Source organism: Ralstonia sp. 110700041-2, assembly GCF_056280165.1.
In genome coordinates this window covers 39,734-61,490 of the sequence record NZ_JBSFAI010000002.1, presented here as the reverse complement: position 1 = coordinate 61,490, position 21,757 = coordinate 39,734, and the positions used below count along the sequence as shown (strand labels likewise).

22 protein-coding genes and 1 tRNA gene are annotated in these 21,757 nt (G+C 61.2%); all 23 read left to right on the top strand.

Annotated features, from left to right (window positions below; genetic code table 11):
* Positions 1-95: 95 nt before the first annotated feature.
* The 23 genes from ACUXH0_RS02810 to urtA all read left to right on the top strand — a co-directional run bounded on the left by ACUXH0_RS02810 (position 96) and on the right by urtA (position 21,705).
* Positions 96-180: transfer RNA gene (locus ACUXH0_RS02810), tRNA-Leu, on the top strand.
* 163 nt (positions 181-343) lie between these two features.
* Positions 344-703, top strand: a complete 360-nt coding sequence (locus tag ACUXH0_RS02805) for an NADH-quinone oxidoreductase subunit A (RefSeq protein ID WP_004630810.1) — start codon at positions 344-346, stop codon at positions 701-703.
* Positions 704-709: 6 nt separating this feature from the next.
* On the top strand, positions 710-1,192 hold the full coding sequence (locus tag ACUXH0_RS02800; protein WP_004630808.1) for a NuoB/complex I 20 kDa subunit family protein: 483 nt from the start codon (positions 710-712) through the stop codon (positions 1,190-1,192).
* Position 1,193: 1 nt separating this feature from the next.
* Positions 1,194-1,796 carry an NADH-quinone oxidoreductase subunit C gene (locus tag ACUXH0_RS02795; protein ID WP_004630806.1) on the top strand — a complete coding sequence of 201 codons (603 nt, stop codon included), beginning with the start codon at positions 1,194-1,196 and terminating at the stop codon, positions 1,794-1,796.
* A 13-nt stretch (positions 1,797-1,809) separates the two neighbouring features.
* Positions 1,810-3,063 (top strand): NADH-quinone oxidoreductase subunit D, encoded by a 1,254-nt coding sequence (locus ACUXH0_RS02790; RefSeq protein WP_004630803.1) that lies wholly within the window; start codon positions 1,810-1,812, stop codon positions 3,061-3,063.
* A 115-nt stretch (positions 3,064-3,178) separates the two neighbouring features.
* Positions 3,179-3,682 carry an NADH-quinone oxidoreductase subunit NuoE gene (nuoE, locus tag ACUXH0_RS02785; RefSeq protein ID WP_012436065.1) on the top strand — a complete coding sequence of 168 codons (504 nt, stop codon included), beginning with the start codon at positions 3,179-3,181 and terminating at the stop codon, positions 3,680-3,682.
* The gene (gene nuoF, locus ACUXH0_RS02780) at positions 3,683-4,978 is read left to right on the top strand and encodes an NADH-quinone oxidoreductase subunit NuoF (protein ID WP_004630799.1); all 1,296 of its coding nucleotides are present in this window, start codon (positions 3,683-3,685) and stop codon (positions 4,976-4,978) included. It begins immediately after the preceding gene.
* Positions 4,979-4,990: 12 nt separating this feature from the next.
* Positions 4,991-7,342, top strand: coding sequence for an NADH-quinone oxidoreductase subunit NuoG (nuoG, locus tag ACUXH0_RS02775; protein ID WP_012436064.1), 2,352 nt, complete (start codon positions 4,991-4,993; stop codon positions 7,340-7,342).
* Between the two features lie 8 nt (positions 7,343-7,350).
* Complete coding sequence (nuoH, locus tag ACUXH0_RS02770; RefSeq protein WP_012436063.1) at positions 7,351-8,415, top strand: NADH-quinone oxidoreductase subunit NuoH; 1,065 nt, start codon at positions 7,351-7,353, stop codon at positions 8,413-8,415.
* 20 nt (positions 8,416-8,435) lie between these two features.
* Positions 8,436-8,927, top strand: a complete 492-nt coding sequence (nuoI, locus tag ACUXH0_RS02765) for an NADH-quinone oxidoreductase subunit NuoI (RefSeq protein WP_003261939.1) — start codon at positions 8,436-8,438, stop codon at positions 8,925-8,927.
* Between the two features lie 146 nt (positions 8,928-9,073).
* Positions 9,074-9,706: an NADH-quinone oxidoreductase subunit J gene (locus tag ACUXH0_RS02760; protein ID WP_004630790.1), complete on the top strand. Its 633-nt coding sequence runs from the start codon at positions 9,074-9,076 to the stop codon at positions 9,704-9,706.
* A gap of 17 nt (positions 9,707-9,723) precedes the next feature.
* Positions 9,724-10,035 (top strand): NADH-quinone oxidoreductase subunit NuoK, encoded by a 312-nt coding sequence (gene nuoK, locus ACUXH0_RS02755; protein WP_004630788.1) that lies wholly within the window; start codon positions 9,724-9,726, stop codon positions 10,033-10,035.
* A gap of 29 nt (positions 10,036-10,064) precedes the next feature.
* Positions 10,065-12,125, top strand: coding sequence for an NADH-quinone oxidoreductase subunit L (gene nuoL / locus ACUXH0_RS02750; protein ID WP_012436062.1), 2,061 nt, complete (start codon positions 10,065-10,067; stop codon positions 12,123-12,125).
* A gap of 12 nt (positions 12,126-12,137) precedes the next feature.
* Positions 12,138-13,604 (top strand): NADH-quinone oxidoreductase subunit M, encoded by a 1,467-nt coding sequence (locus ACUXH0_RS02745; protein ID WP_004630785.1) that lies wholly within the window; start codon positions 12,138-12,140, stop codon positions 13,602-13,604.
* 16 nt (positions 13,605-13,620) lie between these two features.
* Positions 13,621-15,096, top strand: coding sequence for an NADH-quinone oxidoreductase subunit NuoN (gene nuoN, locus ACUXH0_RS02740; protein WP_004630783.1), 1,476 nt, complete (start codon positions 13,621-13,623; stop codon positions 15,094-15,096).
* A gap of 13 nt (positions 15,097-15,109) precedes the next feature.
* Positions 15,110-15,424: a DUF2818 family protein gene (locus tag ACUXH0_RS02735; RefSeq protein ID WP_012436061.1), complete on the top strand. Its 315-nt coding sequence runs from the start codon at positions 15,110-15,112 to the stop codon at positions 15,422-15,424.
* A gap of 44 nt (positions 15,425-15,468) precedes the next feature.
* Positions 15,469-16,080: an NUDIX domain-containing protein gene (locus tag ACUXH0_RS02730; protein WP_004630779.1), complete on the top strand. Its 612-nt coding sequence runs from the start codon at positions 15,469-15,471 to the stop codon at positions 16,078-16,080.
* A gap of 137 nt (positions 16,081-16,217) precedes the next feature.
* Positions 16,218-16,679, top strand: a complete 462-nt coding sequence (locus ACUXH0_RS02725; RefSeq protein ID WP_004630778.1) for a DUF1178 family protein — start codon at positions 16,218-16,220, stop codon at positions 16,677-16,679.
* A gap of 84 nt (positions 16,680-16,763) precedes the next feature.
* Complete coding sequence (locus ACUXH0_RS02720; protein ID WP_004630775.1) at positions 16,764-17,960, top strand: acyl-CoA dehydrogenase family protein; 1,197 nt, start codon at positions 16,764-16,766, stop codon at positions 17,958-17,960.
* A 35-nt stretch (positions 17,961-17,995) separates the two neighbouring features.
* Positions 17,996-19,126 (top strand): acyl-CoA dehydrogenase family protein, encoded by a 1,131-nt coding sequence (locus tag ACUXH0_RS02715; RefSeq protein WP_012436060.1) that lies wholly within the window; start codon positions 17,996-17,998, stop codon positions 19,124-19,126.
* A 56-nt stretch (positions 19,127-19,182) separates the two neighbouring features.
* Complete coding sequence (locus tag ACUXH0_RS02710) at positions 19,183-19,668, top strand: MaoC family dehydratase (RefSeq protein ID WP_012436059.1); 486 nt, start codon at positions 19,183-19,185, stop codon at positions 19,666-19,668.
* Positions 19,669-19,705: 37 nt separating this feature from the next.
* Positions 19,706-20,185, top strand: a complete 480-nt coding sequence (locus tag ACUXH0_RS02705; protein ID WP_004630769.1) for a MaoC family dehydratase — start codon at positions 19,706-19,708, stop codon at positions 20,183-20,185.
* A 263-nt stretch (positions 20,186-20,448) separates the two neighbouring features.
* On the top strand, positions 20,449-21,705 hold the full coding sequence (gene urtA, locus ACUXH0_RS02700; RefSeq protein WP_004630766.1) for an urea ABC transporter substrate-binding protein: 1,257 nt from the start codon (positions 20,449-20,451) through the stop codon (positions 21,703-21,705).
* The last annotated feature ends 52 nt before the right edge of the window (positions 21,706-21,757 follow it).

Here is a 21,757-nt window from a genome sequence, read left to right as displayed (position 1 = left end):
CGTTGCTTTGCGGTAGAATGCAAGGCTTGGAACAATACGGGAAACGGCAAGGGCGTTAAGTCTTAACCGCGTTCCTGATAGAGTTTCTTCCCCCAGCCGACGTGGTGAAATTGGTAGACACGCTATCTTGAGGGGGTAGTGGCGAAAGCTGTGCGAGTTCGAGTCTCGCCGTCGGCACCAATCAAATTCGGGGTCTGTTCAACGGGATGTTCCGCGCAGGCCCCTCCGCAAGACGACGTGCAGTCGAGGCGTCGTAAGGCTGCGGACCCGGCGCCTTCGATGGGGCGACAAGGCGCCGCCTGCGGGCAGTGCTGTTGCAACCATTCAAAAAGGCGGGCGTCCCTTGAACCTCGAAGCCTATTTCCCCGTACTGTTGTTCATCGTTGTCGGTGTTGGCCTCGGCCTTGCTCTGATGACCATCGGCCGAGTCCTCGGTCCGAACAATCCCGATCCTGACAAGCTCTCGCCGTACGAGTGCGGCTTCGAGGCATTCGAAGACGCGCGCATGAAGTTCGACGTGCGCTATTACCTCATCGCCATCCTGTTCATTCTGTTCGATCTGGAGACCGCGTTCCTCTTCCCCTGGGGCGTGGCGCTGCGTGAGATCGGCTGGCCGGGGTTCTTTGCGATGGGCGTGTTTCTTCTCGAGTTTCTCGTGGGCTTCGTCTACATCTGGAAAAAAGGCGCGCTCGATTGGGAGTGATGTGAAATGGCGATCGAAGGCGTACTCAACGAAGGCTTTGTCACGACAACCGCTGACAAGCTGATCAACTGGACCCGTACCGGGTCACTCTGGCCGATGACGTTCGGCCTGGCCTGCTGTGCTGTGGAAATGATGCATGCGGGCGCATCGCGTTATGACCTGGACCGTTTCGGCGTGGTGTTCCGCCCGTCGCCGCGTCAGTCTGACGTGATGATCGTGGCCGGCACGCTGTGCAACAAGATGGCGCCCGCGCTGCGCAAGGTGTACGACCAGATGGCCGAGCCTCGCTGGGTCATCTCGATGGGTTCGTGCGCGAACGGCGGCGGTTACTACCACTACTCGTATTCTGTCGTGCGCGGCTGCGATCGCATCGTGCCGGTCGACGTGTACGTGCCGGGCTGCCCGCCGACGGCCGAAGCACTGATCTACGGCATCATTCAGCTGCAGGCCAAGATCCGTCGCACCAACACCATCGCGCGCAAGGCCTGACATGACCGACAAGCTTGCCACCCTGAAGGCCGCGCTGGAAAAGGCGCTGGGCAATCGCGTTCAAAGCCTGACCGAGTCGGTCGGTGAACTCACCCTCGTGGTGAAGGCTGCCGATTACCTCGACGCCATGCGCACGCTGCGCGACGACGCTTCGCTCAAATTTGAACAGCTGATGGACTTGTGCGGCGTCGACTACGCCGACTACGGCGACGGTGCCTGGAACGGCCCGCGTTTCGCTGCGGTGTCGCATCTGCTGTCGATCACGCACAACTGGCGCGTTCGCGTGCGCGTGTTTGCGCCGGACGATGACCTGCCCGTGGTGTCGTCGGTGACCACGATCTGGAATTCCGCTGACTGGTTCGAGCGCGAAGCGTTCGACCTTTACGGTCTTGTGTTCGAAGGCCATCCGGACCTGCGCCGCATCCTGACCGACTACGGCTTCATTGGCCACCCGTTCCGCAAGGACTTCCCCGTGTCGGGTTACGTTGAAATGCGTTACGACCCGGTGCAGCGCCGCGTGGTCTACCAGCCGGTCACCATCGAGCCGCGCGAGATTACGCCGCGTGTGATCCGTGAGGATCAATACGGTGGTCTGAAGCACTGAAGGGCGCCCGAACATGGCAGATATCAAGAACTACACCCTGAACTTCGGTCCGCAACACCCGGCAGCACACGGCGTGCTGCGCCTGGTGCTTGAGTTGGACGGTGAAGTCATTCAACGTGCCGACCCGCACATCGGGCTGCTGCACCGCGCGACTGAAAAGCTCGCTGAGCAGAAGACGTGGATTCAGAGCGTGCCGTACATGGACCGCCTCGACTACGTGTCGATGATGGTCAACGAGCACGCCTACGTGATGGCAATCGAGCGGCTGCTGGGTCTCGAAGTGCCGCTGCGTGCGCAGTACATCCGCGTCATGTTCGACGAAATCACGCGGATCATGAACCACCTGATGTGGATTGGTTCGCACGCGCTGGACGTTGGCGCCATGGCGGTGTTCCTGTACGCCTTCCGCGAGCGTGAAGACCTGTTCGATATGTATGAGGCGGTGTCGGGCGCGCGCATGCACGCCGCCTACTACCGTCCGGGCGGCGTCTATCGCGACCTGCCTGACACGATGCCGCAATACAAGGCATCCAAGGTGCGCAACGAGAAGGCGCTGGCCGCCCTGAACCAAACGCGTTCGGGTTCGCTGCTTGATTTCATTGAAGACTTCACCAACCGCTTCCCGAAGTACGTTGACGAGTACGAGACGCTGCTGACCGACAACCGGATTTGGAAGCAACGTCTCGTTGGTATCGGCGTGGTGAGCCCGGAGCGTGCGCTTAACAAAGGTTTCTCCGGTGCGATGCTGCGTGGTTCGGGCATCGAATGGGATGTGCGCAAGAAGCAGCCGTATGAGGTGTACGACCGCATCGATTTCGACATCCCGGTTGGCGTGAACGGCGATTGCTACGACCGTTATCTGGTGCGCGTGGAAGAAATGCGCCAGAGCAATCGCATCATTCGCCAGTGCATCGAGTGGCTGCGCAAAAACCCGGGCCCTGTGATCACCGATAACCACAAGGTGGCGCCGCCGTCGCGTGTGGACATGAAGACCAACATGGAAGAGCTGATTCACCACTTCAAGCTCTTCACGGAAGGTATGCATGTGCCCGAAGGCGAGGCGTATGCCGCTGTTGAGCACCCGAAGGGCGAGTTCGGCATCTATGCAATCTCCGACGGCGCCAACAAGCCGTACCGCTTGAAGATCCGCGCACCGGGCTTCGTTCATCTGGCCGCGCTTGACGAAATGGCGAAGGGTCACATGATTGCCGATGCGGTGACGATCATCGGTACGCAAGACATCGTGTTTGGCGAGATCGATCGCTGAACCCGCAGGAAACAACGGTTTGACGCGCAGGCAAGCGCGGCTGTGAAACGAGGACGCACGCCGGGGTAAGGTAGTTAGGTAACACGCCCCGCGTCCCGCACCAATCGCAACGAACATGCTATCAGCAGAAGCTCTCAAGGAAATCGACCGGGCGGTCGCGAAATATCCCGCCGACCAGAAGCAGTCCGCCGTGATGGCGGCGCTGGCGGTCGCGCAGAGCGAGAAAGGCTGGGTCTCGCCCGAAGTCATGCAGTTCGTGGCCGAGTACCTCGAAATGCCGCCGGTGTGGGTCGAGGAAGTGGCGACGTTCTACAACATGTACGACACCAAGCCGGTGGGCCGCTTCAAGCTGTCGGTGTGCACGAATCTGCCGTGCGCGCTGTCGGGCGGCGAGCGTGCTGCCGACTACCTGAAGAAGAAGCTGGGCATCGGTTTCAACGAGACCACCGCCGACGGCACCTTCACGCTGAAGGAAGGCGAGTGCATGGGCGCGTGCGGTGATGCGCCGGTCATGATCGTCAACAACACCCACATGTGCAGCTTCATGAGCAACGAGAAGCTCGACGCGCTGATCGCCGACCTCCAGTCGAAGGCGCCGACCAACGGAGCAGGCAAGTAAATGACCTCTCTGCACGATCGACATATCCAGCCGTTGATTCTTGCCGGCCTGAACGGCGACAACTGGCACCTCGAAGATTACGTCAAGCGTGGCGGCTATCAACAGCTCAAGCGCATCCTCACCGAGAAGATCACCCCAGAGCAGGTCATTGCCGACGTGAAGGCGTCGGGCCTGCGTGGCCGGGGCGGTGCGGGCTTCCCGACCGGTCTGAAGTGGAGTTTCATGCCGCGCCAGTTCCCGGGCCAGAAGTATCTAGTCTGCAACACGGACGAAGGCGAGCCGGGGACGTTCAAGGATCGCGACATCATCCGTTACAACCCGCACGCGCTGATCGAAGGCATGGCCATCGGCGGCTACGCGATGGGCATCACCGTTGGCTACAACTACATCCACGGCGAGATCTGGAACGAATACAAGATCTTCGAGCAGGCCCTAGAAGAGGCGCGCGCTGCAGGCTTCCTCGGTGACAACATCCTGGGGTCCGGCTTCAACTTCCAGCTGCATGCGCACCATGGCTATGGCGCGTACATCTGCGGCGAAGAGACCGCGCTGCTCGAGTCGCTGGAAGGTAAGAAGGGCCAGCCGCGCTTCAAGCCGCCGTTCCCGGCAAGCTTTGGCCTGTACGGCAAGCCGACCACCATCAACAACACCGAAACCTTTGCCGCGGTGCCGTTCCTGCTCGCGATCGGTCCGGACAACTACCTGAAGATGGGCAAGCCGAACAACGGTGGCTCGAAGATCTTCTCTGTGTCCGGCGACGTGGAGCGTCCGGGCAACTACGAGATTCCGCTCGGCACGCCGTTCTCCAAGCTGCTGGAGCTGGCCGGTGGCATGCGCGGTGGCAAGAAACTCAAGGCGGTCATCCCGGGTGGTTCGTCGGCGCCCGTGGTGCCGGCCGACCTGATGATGGCCTCCGACATGGACTACGACTCGATCGCCAAGGCTGGTTCGATGCTGGGCTCGGGTGCAGTGATCGTGATGGACGAAACGCGTTGCATGGTGAAGTCGCTGCTGCGCCTGTCGTACTTCTATTTCGAAGAGTCGTGCGGCCAGTGCACACCGTGCCGCGAAGGCACGGGCTGGCTGTACCGCGTGGTCGACCGCATCGAGCACGGCAAGGGCCGCCAGGAAGACCTGGACCTGCTGAACAACGTGGCCGAAAACATCATGGGCCGGACCATCTGCGCACTCGGCGATGCCGCTGCGATGCCGGTCCGCGGCATGCTCAAGCACTACTGGGATGAGTTCGCGTATCACGTCGAACACAAGCAGTGCATGGTGCCCACCTACATTTAAGCGTGGCAGAACATGGTTGAAATCGAAATCGATGGCAAGAAGGTCGAGGTTGCCGAAGGCAGCCTGGTGATGGAGGCGGCTCGCCAGACGGGCACCTACATTCCTCACTTCTGCTATCACCGCAAACTGTCGGTCGCGGCCAACTGCCGGATGTGCCTGGTCGAGGTCGAGAAGGCGCCCAAGGCGCTGCCGGCCTGCGCCACGCCCGTCACCGCGGGCATGAAGGTCTTCACAAATTCCGAGAAGGCAGTGAAGGCGCAGAAGTCCGTGATGGAGTTCCTGCTGATCAACCACCCGCTGGATTGCCCGATCTGTGACCAGGGCGGCGAGTGCCAGTTGCAGGACTTGGCCGTGGGCTACGGCAAGTCTGAATCGCGCTACCAGGAAGAGAAGCGTGTGGTGTTCCACAAGAATGTGGGCCCGCTGATCTCTATGGAAGAAATGACGCGCTGCATTCACTGTACGCGCTGCGTCCGTTTCGGCCAGGAAATTGCCGGCGTGATGGAACTGGGCATGCTCAACCGCGGCGAGCATTCCGAGATCACGACGTTCGTCGGTCAGACCGTTGACTCCGAGTTGTCGGGCAACATGATCGACCTGTGCCCCGTTGGTGCGCTGACCAGCAAGCCGTTCCGCTATTCGGCCCGTACGTGGGAACTGGCACGCCGCAAGTCGGTGTCGCCGCACGATGGCCTGGGCGCCAACGTGATCGTCCAGACGAAGAATCAGCGTGTGATGCGCGTTCTGCCGCTGGACAACGAAGCCATCAACGAATGCTGGCTGTCCGATAAGGACCGTTTCGCCTATGAAGGCGTGAATAGCGACGACCGCCTGACCCAGCCGATGCTCAAGCAAGGCGGTCAGTGGAAGGCGGTCGACTGGACCACCGCGCTGGAATACGTGGCCAACGGCCTCAACGAAATCAAGCGTGATCACGGCGCAGAGCAGATTGGTGCATTGGCCAGCCCGCACAGCACGCTGGAAGAGCTGTTCCTGTTGCAAAAACTGGTGCGCGGCATTGGCAGCGACAACGTCGACTTCCGTCTGCGTCAGTCCGATTTCTCGGTCAAGCCGACGGGCGCTCCGTGGCTCGGCATGCCGATCGCCGACGTGTCGCTGCTGCAGCGTACGCTGGTCGTAGGCTCTTTCCTGCGCAAGGATCACCCGCTGCTGGCCGCGCGTCTGCGTCAGGCAGGCAAGAAGGGTGCGCAACTGAGCGTGATCGGCGCAGGTGGCGAAGATTTGCTGATGCCTGCTACGCAGTTGCTGGGCGCGCCGTCGCAATGGCTGTCGCTGCTGTCGCAAGTTGCGGTGGCGGTGGCGGCTGCCAACAACGTTGCCCGCCCGGGTGGCACCGATAGCATCGAAGCCGGTGACGTTGCCAAGCGCATCGCTGCGAGCCTTGCGTCGGGAGAGCGTAAGGCTGTGTTCCTCGGTAACGCTGCTGTGGCGCATCCGCAGTTCTCGCAACTGCATGCGCTGGCCCAGTGGGTGGCGCAGCAGACCGGCGCGACGCTGGGTTTCCTGACGGAAGCGGCCAACACCGTGGGCGGCTACGTTGCCGGTGCGTTGCCGCAAGGCAATGGTCTGGACGCCGCCGCCATGCTGGCGCAACCGCGTCGTGCTTACGTGCTGCTGGGTGCCGAGCCGGAATTCGATACCGCGAACCCTGGGCAGGCCCGTGCGGCACTGGACCAGGCTGACACGGTGATCGTGCTGGCGCCGTTTGCCTCCCGCGCTGCACTCGAGTACGCCGACGTGCTGCTGCCGACGGCGCCGTTCACGGAAACCTCGGGCACCTTTGTGAACTGCGAAGGTCTGCCGCAAAGCTTCAACGGCGTTGTGCGCAGCCTGGGCGATTCGCGTCCGGCGTGGAAGGTCCTGCGCGTGCTGGGCAACCTGCTGAACGTGTCGGGCTTCGAATACGACAGCTCCGAAGTGGTGCGCGACGAAGTACTGGCCAAGCCGGTCACCGCCCGTTTGTCGAACACGACGACGGCGCTGACCGCTGCTCCGGCCGCCGCCGCAGCAGGCCTCGAACGTCTGGCCGATGTGCCGATCTACCACGCTGATCCGATCGTGCGCCGCGCTGGTTCTCTGCAACTGACGGCTGCGGCACGCGCGGCCGTGCGCGCTGGCGTGCCGGCCGATCTCTACGCACAACTGGGCTTGGCCAATGGTGACGCCGTGCGCGTGACGCAAGGGCAGCGCAGCGTGGTGCTGCCGGCCGTGCTGGACAAGTCGCTGGCTTCCGGCGTGATCCGTGTGCCCGCCGCTACCGAGGCGTCGGCTCAGCTGGGTGCCATGTTCGGGGCGGTAAGCGTTGAGAAGGTTGAATCGTCCGCGCTGGCGGCTACGGTGTAAGGGTCAACATGATCGAGTCGATTACTTCTTTCGGTACCGCCACCTTCGGTGGCTGGTGGCCGCTGGTCTGGACGCTGGTCCGTGCGGTCTGCATCATTCTGCCGCTGCTGCTGTGCGTGGCTTACCTGATCCTGTGGGAGCGCAAGCTCATCGGCTGGATGCACGTGCGTCTGGGCCCGAACCGCGTGGGCCCGATGGGCCTGCTGCAGCCGATTGCCGACGTGCTCAAGCTGCTGCTCAAGGAAGTCATGGTGCCGAGCGCGGTCAGCCGTGGCATGTACATCATCGCGCCGCTGATGGTGCTGATGCCCGCCGTGGCGATCTGGGCGGTGATTCCGTTCCAGGCCGAGGCGATGGTGTCGAACATCAACGCTGGCCTGCTGTACGTGATGGCGATCAGCTCGGTGGGCGTATACGGCGTGATTCTGGCGGGCTGGGCTTCGAACTCGAAGTACGCGTTCCTGGGTGCGATGCGTGCTTCGGCACAAATGATTTCGTACGAAATCGCCATGGGCTTCGCGCTCGTGACCGTGCTGATGGTAACGGGCAGCCTGAACCTGTCGGACATCGTCAACTCGCAGAACCGCGGTTTCTTTGCAGGTCACGGTATCAACATCCTGTCGTGGAACTGGCTGCCGCTGCTGCCGATGTTCGGCGTCTACTTCATCTCGGGTGTAGCTGAAACGAACCGCCATCCGTTTGACGTGGTGGAAGGTGAATCCGAAATCGTGGCCGGCCACATGATCGAATACTCGGGCATGGCGTTCGCGCTGTTCTTCCTGGCCGAGTACATCAACATGATCGTGATCTCGGCGCTGACGGCGACGCTGTTCCTGGGCGGCTGGGCTTCGCCGATCGACGCACCGGTCCTCAACTGGATTCCGGGCTTCTTCTGGCTGCTGATCAAGGTTTTCCTGCTGCTGTCGGTCTTCATCTGGCTGCGTGCATCGTTCCCGCGTTATCGCTATGACCAGATCATGCGTCTGGGCTGGAAGATCTTCATTCCGCTCACTGTGGGCTGGCTTGTCGTCGTCGCCATCTGGTTGGTGTCGCCGTGGAACATCTGGAAGTAACGGGACAATAGGAAGGCACCATGTTGCTTGCCATCAAGGAATTCTTTAACAGCCTGCTCCTGAAGGAACTCTTCAAGGGGCTGGCTCTGACCGGGCGCTATCTGTTTGCGCGCAAGATCACTGTTCTCTTTCCGGAAGAGAAGACGCCGCTGTCGCCGCGCTTCCGCGGCCTGCATGCACTGCGTCGCTATCCGAATGGCGAAGAACGCTGCATCGCTTGCAAGCTGTGTGAAGCCGTGTGCCCGGCCCTGGCCATCACGATCGAATCGGATCAGCGCGACGACGGCACTCGCCGCACCACGCGCTACGACATCGACCTGACCAAGTGTATTTTCTGCGGCTTCTGTGAAGAGGCTTGCCCGGTGGACGCCATCGTCGAGACGCACATCCTGGAATACCACGGTGAAAAGCGCGGCGACCTGTATTTCACCAAAGACATGCTGCTGGCCGTGGGTGATCGCTTCGAGCCGGAAATTGCGGCCAACAAGGCGGCCGACGCGAAGTACCGCTGAGTCAGGACGTCCGCCGTGCAGTTGGCGGGCGGTGCAGTTGACATCCCGGTTGGACAACGGCTCCTCGAGAGCCAACCAGTTGCGGTGGCGTCACGCCATCGCGGCTTTGGATAAGCGCGTGCCGCAAAACGGCCCGTGCCAGGATCATGGAAATCACGACGATCATCTTCTACTGTTTCGCGCTCGTGCTGGTGCTCGCAGCGCTGAAGGTCATCACCGCGAAGAACCCGGTGCACGCGGCGCTGTTCCTCGTGCTCTCGTTCTTCACCGCGGCGGCGATCTGGATGCTGCTCAAGGCGGAGTTTCTCGCCATCACGCTGGTGCTGGTCTACGTTGGGGCAGTGATGGTGCTGTTCCTGTTCGTGGTGATGATGATCGATATCGACATCGAACACCTGCGACGCGATTTCTGGACCTACGTACCGATGGCAGCCTTCGTGGGCGTGGTCATCATCCTGGAAATGGCTGTCGTGCTGACCAAGACCTTCATGGGGCGCGTACAGCCCGTGCAGGAGCTGCCGAAGGGCTTCACCGGCCCGAACACACAGGCGCTCGGGAAGCTCATCTATACCGATTACATCTACGCCTTTGAAGTGGCTGGCGCGGTGCTGCTGCTGGCGATTGTCGCGGCCGTGGCTCTGACCGCTCGCCGCCGCAAGGACACCAAGGCACAGAACGTGTCTGATCAAATCCGCGTGAAGCGCAAGGACCGCGTGCGTCTGGTCTCGATGCCGGCGGAAAAATCGGCTGGCGCAGCTTCGGCTGAATCCAACAGCTGAGCCCCGGGAGAACCCATATGTCTTCGCTATCCCTTGCCCATTACCTCGTGCTCGGCGCGGTGCTGTTTGCCATCAGCATCGTCGGCATCTTCCTGAACCGCAAGAACGTCATCGTGCTGCTGATGGCGATCGAACTGATGCTGCTGGCGGTCAACCTGAACTTCGTCGCGTTCTCCCATTACCTGGGCGATCTGGCGGGGCAGGTGTTCGTGTTTTTCATCCTGACGGTGGCCGCGGCGGAATCCGCGATCGGTCTCGCCATCCTGGTGGTGCTGTTCCGTAATCTGGACACCATCAACGTCGACGATCTGGACAGCCTCAAGGGCTGACCTCCGCATCCACCTAAAAGAAGCGTTCCATGGCTACCACGCTCAATCCCAACCTGCTGCTGGCGATCCCGCTCGCGCCGCTGGCCGGCGCGGCGATCGCCGGGCTGTTCGGCACCAAGTTCTTTGGCGAGAAGATCGGCCGCACGGCATCCCACAGCGTCACCATCCTCGGTGTCGCGATCGCCTTCATTCTGTCAGCGCTGACGCTGTCCGACGTCATCAATGGCGCCGGTTACAACGGCACCGTCTATGGATGGATGACGGTTGGCTCGCTGAAGATGGAAATCGGCTTCCTCATCGATTCGCTCACGGCGATGATGATGTGCGTGGTGACCTTCGTCTCGCTGATGGTGCATATCTACACCATTGGCTACATGGCGGAAGACGACGGCTATAACCGTTTCTTCGCGTACATCTCGCTGTTCACCTTTTCGATGTTGATGCTCGTGATGAGCAACAATTTCCTGCAGCTGTTCTTCGGCTGGGAGGCGGTGGGTTTGGTGTCGTACCTGCTGATCGGCTTCTGGTTCAAGCGTCCGACGGCCATCTACGCCAACATGAAAGCGTTCCTGGTCAACCGCGTGGGTGACTTCGGCTTCGTGCTCGGTATCGGCCTGTTGCTGGCGTACAGCGGTAGCCTGAGCTACGCCGATGTGTTCGCTGCCCGCGACAACCTGGCCACGATTGGCTTCCCGGGTACTGACTGGCACATGCTGACGGTCGCTTGTATCTGCTTGTTTATCGGCGCGATGGGTAAATCGGCGCAGTTCCCGCTGCACGTGTGGCTGCCGGACTCGATGGAAGGCCCGACCCCGATCTCCGCACTGATTCACGCGGCCACCATGGTGACCGCCGGTATCTTCATGGTCGCGCGCATGTCGCCGCTGTTCGAACTGTCGGACACCGCGCTGTCGTTCGTGCTGATCATCGGCGCCATTACCGCGCTGTTCATGGGCTTCCTGGGCATCATCCAGACCGATATCAAGCGTGTGGTGGCGTACTCGACGCTGTCTCAACTCGGTTACATGACCGTCGCGCTGGGCGCGTCGGCTTACCAAGTCGCGGTGTTCCACCTGATGACGCACGCGTTCTTCAAGGCGCTGCTGTTCCTCGGCGCGGGCTCGGTCATCATCGGCATGCACCACGATCAGGACATGCGCAACATGGGCGGCTTGCGCAAGTACATGCCGGTCACGTGGCTGACATCGCTGGTGGGGTCGCTGGCGCTGATTGGCACGCCGTTCTTTGCAGGTTTCTACTCGAAGGACTCGATCATCGAAGCGGTGCGCGAATCGCACCTGCCGGGCGCCAGCTTTGCCTACTGGGCTGTGCTGGCTGGCGTGTTCGTGACCGCGTTCTACTCGTTCCGCATGTATTTCCTGGTGTTCCACGGTGAAGAGCGTTTCGGCAAGGAACACTCGCATCACGAAGGCAATCACGTGGACGAAGAGGAAACCGCTGACCATCACCACGGCCTGGCTCCGGGTCAGAAGCCGCACGAGTCGCCGTGGGTGGTGACGGTCCCCCTGGTGCTGCTCGCGATTCCTTCGGTCATCATCGGTGCGATGGCAATCCAGCCGATGCTGTTCGGCGAGTTCTTCAAGCACGGTGTTGTGTTCTCGGAGGTCATCTTCAATGCTGACAACCACGAAGCAATGAAGGTGCTGGCCGAAGACTTCCACGGTTGGGTCGAGATGGCGCTGCACGGCTTTACGTCGGCACCGTTCATCCTGCTGCTGGCGGGTGTGGTGCTGTCGTGGTTCTTCTACTTGAAGCGCCCGGATATTCCGGCAGCAATCGCCAAGCGGTTCTCCGGCGTCTACAAGCTGCTGGACAACAAGTACTACATGGACAAGATCAACGAGATCGTCTTTGCCAACGGTGCGGTCAAGTTTGGCCGTGGCCTGTGGAAGGGCGGCGATCAAGGTGTGATCGACGGTGTTGTCGTCAACGGCAGCGCGCGTCTGGTGGGCTGGTTCGCGACCGTCGTGCGCCTGCTCCAGTCCGGCTTCATCTATGACTATGCGTTCGCGATGATCATCGGCACGGTTGGGCTGCTGACGTATTTCGTGTTTCTGGCAGGCAAATAAGGGATTACAAAAATGGTTCTGTCTTTTGCGATCTGGCTGCCGATCTTCTTCGGCGTGCTGGTGCTGGCCTCGGGCTCAGACCGCAATCCCGGTTATGTCCGCTGGATGTCGCTGATCGGCTCCGTAATCAGCTTCGTGATGACGCTCCCGCTCATCACGCGTTTCGACAAGACGACGGCTGCGATGCAGTTCGTTGAGAAATCGTCGTGGATCGAGCGCTTCCACATCAGCTACTACCTTGGAGTCGACGGCATTTCGATGTGGTTCGTGGTGCTGACCGCGTTCATCACCGTCATCGTCGTCATTGCCGCCTGGGAAGTCATCACCGAGCGCGTGGCGCAATACATGGCCGCGTTCCTGATCCTGTCCGGTCTGATGATCGGCGTGTTTGCGTCGCTCGACGGTCTGCTGTTCTACGTGTTCTTCGAAGCCACGCTGATCCCGATGTACATCATCATCGGTGTGTGGGGCGGCCCGAACCGCGTCTACGCGGCATTCAAGTTCTTCCTGTACACGCTGCTTGGTTCGTTGCTGACGCTGGTTGCGCTGTTGTATCTGTATTTCCACAGCGGCACGTTCGAAATCCTGCAGTGGCATCAGGTCAAGCTGTCGATGAACGAGCAGGTCCTGATCTTCCTCGCGTTTTTCATGGCCTTTGCCGTGAAAGTGCCGATGTGGCCGGTGCACACCTGGCTGCCGGACGCCCACGTGGAAGCCCCGACCGGCGGCTCCGTTGTGCTGGCTGCCATCATGCTGAAGCTGGGCGCCTACGGTTTCCTGCGGTTCTCCCTGCCGATCGCGCCGGACGCCAGCCACAGCCTGTCCGCGTTCATCATCGCGATCTCGCTGGTTGCCGTGATCTACATCGGTCTGGTGGCGCTGGTGCAGGCCGACATGAAGAAGCTGGTCGCGTATTCGTCGATCGCGCACATGGGCTTCGTCACGCTGGGCTTCTTCATCTTCAACGAGATCGGTGTGGAGGGCGGTATCGTCCAGATGATCTCGCACGGCTTCATCTCAGGCGCAATGTTCCTGTGTATTGGCGTGTTGTATGACCGCGTGCATTCGCGTCAGATTGCCGATTACGGCGGTGTGGTGAACACGATGCCGAAGTTTGCGGCGCTGTCGGTCTTCTTTGCGATGGCCAACTGCGGCCTGCCGGCAACCTCCGGTTTCGTCGGCGAATTCATGGTGATCCTGGGTTCCGTCAAGTTCAACTTCTGGATTGGCTTGTTGGCCGCCACGGCGCTGATCTTTGGCGCAGCGTATTCGCTGTGGATGGTCAAGCGCGTGATCTTCGGTGATGTGACGCACAAGCATGTGGCCGAGCTGAAGGACCTGAATTGCCGCGAGTTCTTCATGCTGGGCGTGCTCGCGATCGCCACCCTGTACATGGGCCTGTATCCGAAGCCCTTCACCGATGTCATGCATGCGTCCGTGGTCAATCTGCTGACCCACGTGGCTCAGTCGAAGCTGTAAGCAGCGAGAAGAAACTATGCAATCGTCCTCCTCTATTGCGGCTTTTGCCCCAATCGTTTTTCTCGCGCTGGGCATTGGTGCCGTCAACTGGATTGACTTGGCACGCGGCCAGAAACGAAGCAGCGTGGCCTATCCGGTTTCGTTGGTGATTACGCTGGTGCTGGCGGTGTGGTTTGCGCTGAACGCTGCGAACGGTGAGACGCACTACGTCTTCGGCAACATGGCGGTGATCGATCCGATGGCCAACGTGCTGGCGTCGTTCTGTGCGCTGACGCTGTTTGCCACGCTGGTGTACACGCGCCGCTATCTGGCCGACCGTGACATGTATGCGGGTGAGTTCTACATGTTCGCCCTGTTCACACTGGGCGGCCAGGTGGTGATGATCACCGGCAACAACTTCCTCGTGCTCTATCTGGGCCTTGAATTGTTGTCGCTGGCGTCGTACACACTGGTTGCGCTGCGTCGCCGTTCGAACGTGTCGTCCGAATCGGCCATGAAGTATTTCATCCTGGGTGCGCTGGCCTCGGGCCTGCTGCTGTATGGCATGTCGATGCTGTATGGCGCCACCGGCTCGCTGGAACTGGGCAAGGTGTTTGACGCCATCAAGAACGGCGAGATCAACAAGACGATTCTCGTGTTCGGCGTAGTGTTCATCGTTGCCGGGCTCGGCTTCAAGCTGGGTGTGGCACCGTTCCACATGTGGGTGCCGGACGTGTACCAAGGCTCGCCGACGGCCGTGACGTTGCTGATTGCCGGCGCCCCGAAGGTTGCTGCGTTCGCGATGACGCTGCGCATTCTGGTTGAAGGCCTGCTGCCGCTGGCGTTCGACTGGCAGAACATGCTGATTGTGCTGGCCGTTGTGTCGCTGGCCATCGGCAATATCACCGGCGTTGTGCAAACCAACTTCAAGCGTCTGCTGGGCTACTCGACCGTCTCGCATATGGGCTTCCTGCTGCTGGGCCTCGTGTCGGGCGTCAGTTCCGGCAAGCCGGATCTGACGGCACAGGCCTACAGTGCGTCGATGTTCTACGCCATCACCTACGTACTGACTGCGCTGGGCGCGTTCGGCATCATCCTGCTGCTGGCGCGCAAAGGCTACGAGGCGGAAGAGATTGCCGACCTCAAGGGCTTGTCGAAGAAGAGCCCGTGGTTTGCCCTGCTGATGCTGTTCATCATGATGTCGCTGGCAGGCCTGCCGCCGACGGTTGGCTTCTACGCCAAGCTGTCGGTCCTGGGTGCGGTGGTCGATGCCGGTATGCCGTGGCTGGCCGTTGTGGCGGTGCTGTTTTCGTTGGTGGGTGCGTTCTACTACCTGCGTGTCATCAAGGTCATGTACTTCGATGTGCCGGCTGACGAAGGCCCCGTTGAAGCCTCCTTCGGCCTGCGCTCGCTGCTGTCGGTCAATGGCTTGCTGGTGCTGTTGCTGGGTATCTTCCCGGCTGGCCTGATGGCCGTGTGCTATCAGGCCATCCGCCTGACGCTGGCTTCGTAAAACGCGGAGCGCCATGAACACATCGACGGGCGGTCTATTTGTCATCGTGTTGGCACTGATTTGTGCCAACCTGCCGTTCGTCAATCAACGCGTGCTGGCGCTGGTGCCGGCACGCTGGCCGCGCAAGCCGTTCTGGCTGCGCGGCGCCGAGCTGGTTGCCATGTATGTTGTGGTGGGGCTCATCGGCTTCGGTATCGAATCGAGCCAGGGTAATGCGTTTCCCCAGGGTTGGCAGTTCTACGCGATCACCGCTTGCCTGATGCTGGTGTTCGCGTTTCCGGGCTTTACGTGGCAATACCTGGTTCGCCATCCCCGCGATTCCCGTTAATTCCCGCCGGGCAGGTTCCCGCTGTCTCGGCATGAGAGAGCGCCATGTCCGATCACACCCCTCTGAACGAAGCCCCTGATGCGACGCAGGACCCCGACGCCGGTCTGCGCGAGACGCAAGTTGCATCCGCGCTGATGCACCAGGGTAAATTTCTCACGCTCAAGCACGACATCGTCCGCCTGCCGGACGGCCGCAACGCCAGCCGCGAATATCTCATCCACCCAGGCGCGGTAATGATGATCCCGTTGTTCGACGACGGTACGGTGCTGATGGAGCGTCAGTTCCGCTACCCGGTTGGCAAGGTGATGATTGAATTCCCCGCCGGCAAGCTGGATCCGCAGGAAGGCGCGCTCACATGCGGCAAGCGCGAACTGCGCGAGGAAACCGGCTACACGGCCGAGCGCTGGGAGTACCTCACGCGCATTCACCCCGTCATTTCGTATTCCACCGAGTTCATCGACATCTATCTCGCGCGCGATCTCAAGCAGGGCGCGGCAATGCTGGATGAAGGCGAATTTCTCGAGACCTTCGTCACGCCGGCCGGCCAACTGATCGATTGGGTGCGCGAAGGCAAGATTTCCGACGTGAAGACCATCATCGGCACGTTCTGGCTCGAGAAGATTCTGTCCGGAGCATGGACGCCAGGTGCCGTCTGAGCCGCTTGTGATCCTCGCTTGATCAGACCGTTTTCCTATTGCCGCTATCATGGCGAACGGTCGTGCGAAAAAATTAGCACGACCGTTCACAAATTTTCGAATCGGGGATACACTCGTCCCCATGCGCTGGACCGATCATGAAAGTGCTGGACCTCCGTTGTGCCAATGACCACCGCTTCGAAGGCTGGTTCGGCTCCGATGCCGACTTGCAATCGCAGCAAAAGCGCGGGCTATTGACGTGCCCAGTTTGCGGTCACAACGAGGTTGAGCGCTTGCCGAGTGCGCCGCGCCTGAACCTGTCGTCGTCTCGTGCGGAGACCGCCCAGAAGGGCGGGGCCGGCAAGGCGGTCGAGGGCGAGGGCGGTTCGCCCGCAGCCCTGCAACAGCTCTACCTGAAAGCCGTGCGCCATGTCCTTGCCAATACCGAGGACGTCGGCGAGCGGTTTGCAGAAGAGGCGCGCCGCATGCATTACAACGAGGCGCCGGAGCGGGGCATTCGCGGGACGACATCTCGGGAGGAAGCGCAGGAACTGGCGGAGGAAGGCATCGACGTGATGCCGCTGCTGGTGCCCGACGCGCTCAAGCAGCCCGTGCACTAGCAGCCCCGATTCAGGTCCGCGCCGGTCCGACAGAACGTTCTCCACCGATTTGCCACGGTGGGGAGCCAACCACAGGAGACAGGCATGGATCTGAACTACTCGGCGGCCGATGATGCGTTCCGCCAGGAAGTCCGCAGCTGGCTGGAAGCCAATCTGCCCAAGGACATCCAGGACAAGGTGTTGAACCACCGGCGCCTGAACCGCGAAGATTTCGTTCGCTGGCACAAGGCGCTCGCGGGCAAGGGCTGGTCGGTGCCGCATTGGCCGGTCGAGTGGGGCGGTACCGGCTGGTCCCCCATCCAAAAGCACATCTGGGACGAAGAGTGCGCGCGGGTCGGCGCGCCCGGCGTTCTGCCGTTCGGCGTCAGCATGGTCGCGCCCGTCATCATGAAGTACGGCAATGAAGCGCAGAAGCGCTACTTCCTGCCGCGCATCGTTGATTGCACCGATTGGTGGTGCCAGGGCTATTCGGAGCCGGGGTCCGGTTCCGATCTGGCCTCGGTGAAGACGCGTGCCGTGCGCGAAGGCGATCACTACATCGTCAACGGCCAGAAGACGTGGACCACGCTCGGCCAACACGCCGACATGATCTTCTGTCTGGTCCGCACGGATCCGGACGCGAAGAAGCAAGAGGGTATTTCGTTCCTGTTGATCGATATGAAGACGCCAGGAATCACCGTGCGCCCGATCATCATGCTCGACGAAGAGCACGAGGTGAACGAAGTCTTCTTCGACAACGTGAAGGTGCCGGTTCAAAACCTGATCGGTGATGAGAACCGCGGCTGGACGTACGCCAAGTACCTGCTCGGCCACGAGCGCACGGGCATTGCGCGTGTGGGCAATTCCAAGCGCGAACTGGCGTTTCTCAAGCGTGTCGCCCAGCAACACCAGAAGAACGGCAAGCCGCTGCTGCAGGATCCGGTATTCGGTGCCAAGGTAGCCTCGCTGGAAATCGAACTGCTGGCGCTGGAGATGACGGTGCTGCGTGTGGTGTCGAGCGAGAACGCCGGCAAGGGCCCGGGCCCCGAGGCGTCGCTGCTCAAGATCAAGGGCACGCAGATCCAGCAGATGCTGACCGAGTTGATGGTCGAGGCCGCGGGGCCGTACGCCCAGCCGTTCGATCCGAGCTACCTCGAAGGCGACACCTTGCAGGCCGTGACGGGCGACAACGACGCCGCACCGCTCGCGCCGTACTACTTCAACTATCGCAAGACCTCGATCTACGGCGGGTCGAACGAGATCCAGCGCAACATCATCTCGCAGATGATCCTTGGCGTCTGACCAGAACGGCGACAGAACACATAGCGGAGACAAACATGGATTTCTCGTTCACCGACGAACAGAAGCAACTTGCCGATGCGGTGCGCCGCTTCATTGAGAAGGATTACGGCTTTGAAGCGCGCAACAAGGTGGTGTATTCGCCGGAAGGTGTGTCGCAGAGCCATTGGGATGCACTGGCAGAACTGGGCCTGACCGCGCTGCCAGTGCCCGAAGCACAAGGCGGTTTTGACGGCCGTGCGATGGACTTGCTGGTGGTGATGCAGGAACTGGGCCGCGGCCTGGTCGTGGAGCCGTATCAGGCCACCGTGCTGGGTGCCCAGGCGCTGAAGCTCGCGGGCGGCCAGGAAGGGTTGCTGGAAGAAGTCGCTGGCGGCGCCGTGAAGCTGGCCATTGCCTTTGGCGAGCGCCAATCGCGTTACGAGCTTTTCAATGTCACCACGCGTGCTGCGCAGCAGGGCAGCGGCTGGACGCTCACCGGCGAGAAGGCGGTTGTGGTGCATGGCGCGCAGGCAGACAAGCTGATCGTCTCGGCGCGCACGGGCGGCGAAGCGCGTGATACGTCGGGCCTGTCGCTGTTCGTGGTCGACCGTGATGCCGCCGGCGTGACGGTCAAGGATTACCGCACGATCGACAACCTGCACGCTGCGGATATCCGCTTCGACAACGCGCCGGCAACGCTGCTGGGCAAGGCCGGCGAAGCGTGGGAGACCATCGACGCCGTAGCCGATCTTGGCTGCGTGCTGTTGTGCGCAGAAGCGATCGGCCTGATCGATGCGCTGAACGCCGCAACGCTGGAGTACACCAAGACCCGCCAGCAGTTTGGCGTGCCCATCGCGCGCTTCCAGGCGCTGCAGCATCGCATGGTCGACATGTTCATCCATGGCGAGCAGGCGCGTTCGATCACGTATCTTGCCGCTGCGCATTTTGAAGATGGCGATGTCGAGGCGCGCCGCCGCTATGTGTCTGCTGCCAAGGCACGTGTCGGCCAGGCGGCGCGTGACGTTGGCCAGGAAGCGGTGCAACTGCACGGCGGCATGGGCGTGACGAACGAACTGCCCGCCGCGCACATGTTCAAGCGGCTGACGATGATCAACACGACGCTGGGCGACGTGGATCATCACCTCGCACGCTTCACATCGCTGCCCGGCTTCCAGCAGGCGGCGTAACGGCAAACCTGAACGCCCCGCATTCGTGCGGGGCGTTGTCATTTGGAGGAGACGACATGGCAGAGAACGAAAGGGCAGAGGCCACACGATCGTACGAGTTCTACTTCGACGATTTTGAAGTCGGGCGCACGCTGCAGATGGGTTCCTACACCGTCACCGAAGACGAGATTCTGACCTTCGCGCGGCAGTACGATCCGCAGCCATTCCACATCGATGCAGAGGCCGCCAAGCACAGCATCTACGGCGGCATTATTTCGAGCGGCTGGATGACCTGCTCGATCATGATGCGGCTGATGGTCACCGGCTTCCTCGGCAAGGCAGCCAGCATGGGTTCCCCAGGCGTGGATGAAATCCGCTGGATGAAGCCGGTGTATCCGGGCGATACGCTGTCGGTGTCGAGCACCTGCATGGAAGTGCGTCCGTCGCAGTCAAAGCCGGACCGCGGCGTGGCCGTCAACCGCTGGGAGGCTCGCAACCAGCGCGGAGAACTTGTGTGCACGGTCACGGGCATGGGCTTGTTTGGCCGCCGCCCGAAGGCTTGATGACACGTCATCGCATCACAACAAGGAGACAACGCAGATGCGCATCATCGAATCGCTCGACGAGCTGAAAGGTTTGATCGGCCAGGAAGTTGCCGTGAGTGACTGGACCGAGATCACGCAGCAACAGGTGAACCTCTTTGCCGAGGCCACGGGCGATCACCAGTGGATTCACGTGGACGTGGAGCGCGCCAGGCGCGAGTCGCCGTTTGGCGCACCGGTGGCACACGGTTTTCTGACGCTGTCGCTGCTGCCGATGCTGATGGCCAACGCGATCGAGATGTCCGACGTGAAAATGGGCGTGAACTACGGCCTGAACAAGGTTCGCTTTACGGCGCCCGTGCCGGTGGGCAGCCGTGTACGCGCGCGAGTCAAGCTGTTGGAGATGGAAGCGCTGCCGCCGTTGCCGAATGCACCCACGTTGACCGGCGCGCAGATGACCTGGGCCGTCACCATCGAGCGCGAGGGGCAGGAGCGCCCGGTGTGTGTCGCCGAATCGATTTCGCGCCGCTATTCCTGAGTCTGGCTTTTTTCAAGTTCCCGAGGCCGGCGCGATGCCGGCCTTTCTTTTTGTATCGCCCGTCCTTGCGCTCCGCTTGTCTTGTGCTTGTCTTCCTGCGCCCCAAGCGGGCGCATTCCGACGAACAGATGCGCAGAGTTGGCGCGGTTCCAGCACCGTTTTGGCGCGTATTTCCCTTCGAATGAGCCAAATGCGATGGCACGGTAGTTGCACTTTTGGGCCCCGGGAGTCGTTCTCGCCACCAATAAACCCAAGGAGCCGCAATGAAACGTCGTGAGCTGTTGAAGCTGTCTGCCGTCGCCGCCGCAACGCTGTTGTCCGTGTCAAGCCTCGCGTTTGCTCAGGCAAAAGAACCGATCAAGGTCGGCGTCCTGCATTCGCTGTCGGGCACGATGGCCATCTCCGAGACGTCGCTGAAAGACGTCGCGCTGATGACGATCGACGAGATCAACAAGAGCGGCGGCGTACTGGGCCGCAAGCTGGAACCGGTGGTGGTGGATCCGGCATCGAACTGGCCGCTGTTTGCCGAGAAGGCGCGCGGGCTGCTGACGCAGGACAAGGTGGCGGTGACGTTCGGCTGCTGGACGTCGGTGTCGCGCAAGTCGGTGCTGCCGGTCTATGAAGAGCTGAATGGCCTGCTGTTCTACCCGGTGCAGTACGAAGGCGAAGAGATGTCGAAGAACGTCTTCTACACCGGCGCGGCACCCAACCAGCAGGCCATTCCGGCCGTGGAATACCTGATGAGCAAGGAAGGCGGCGGCGCCAAGCGCTTCTTCCTGCTCGGTACCGATTACGTCTACCCGCGCACGACCAACAAGATCCTGCGTGCGTTCCTGCACAGCAAGGGCGTGAAGGACAGCGACATCGAAGAGGTCTACACGCCGTTCGGCCACTCCGACTATCAGACCATTGTCGCCAACATCAAGAAGTTCGCGCAGGGCGGCAAGACGGCCGTGGTGTCGACCATCAACGGCGACTCTAACGTGCCGTTCTACAAGGAACTCGGCAACGCGGGCCTGAAGGCCAAGGACGTACCGGTGGTGGCCTTCTCGGTGGGTGAAGAAGAACTGCGCGGCATCGACACCAAGCCTCTGGTGGGCCATCTGGCCGCATGGAACTACTTCATGTCGGTCAAGAACCCGGTCAACGACGACTTCAAGAAGAAGTGGGCTGCATGGGTCAAGGCCAACAACCTGCCCGGCGGCGACAAGCGCGTCACCAACGACCCGATGGAAGCCACCTACGTCGGCATCATGATGTGGAAGCAGGCTGTCGAGAAAGCCGGTTCGACCGACGTGGACAAGGTCCGCAAGGCGATGTACGGCCAGCAGTTCAAGGCACCGTCGGGCTTCACGCTGGTGATGAACAACAACCATCACCTGAGCAAGCCGGTCATGATCGGCGAGGTGCGTGGCGACGGCCAGTTCAACGTCGTGTGGAAGACGCCGACGGTGATCCGCGCCAAGCCGTGGAGCCCGTACATCTCGGGCAACGAGGGCAAGCCTGACGAAGTGAAGTAATCAGGCGGACCGGCGGCGCATACAGCGCGGCCGGTCCTTTGAACGACGCTGC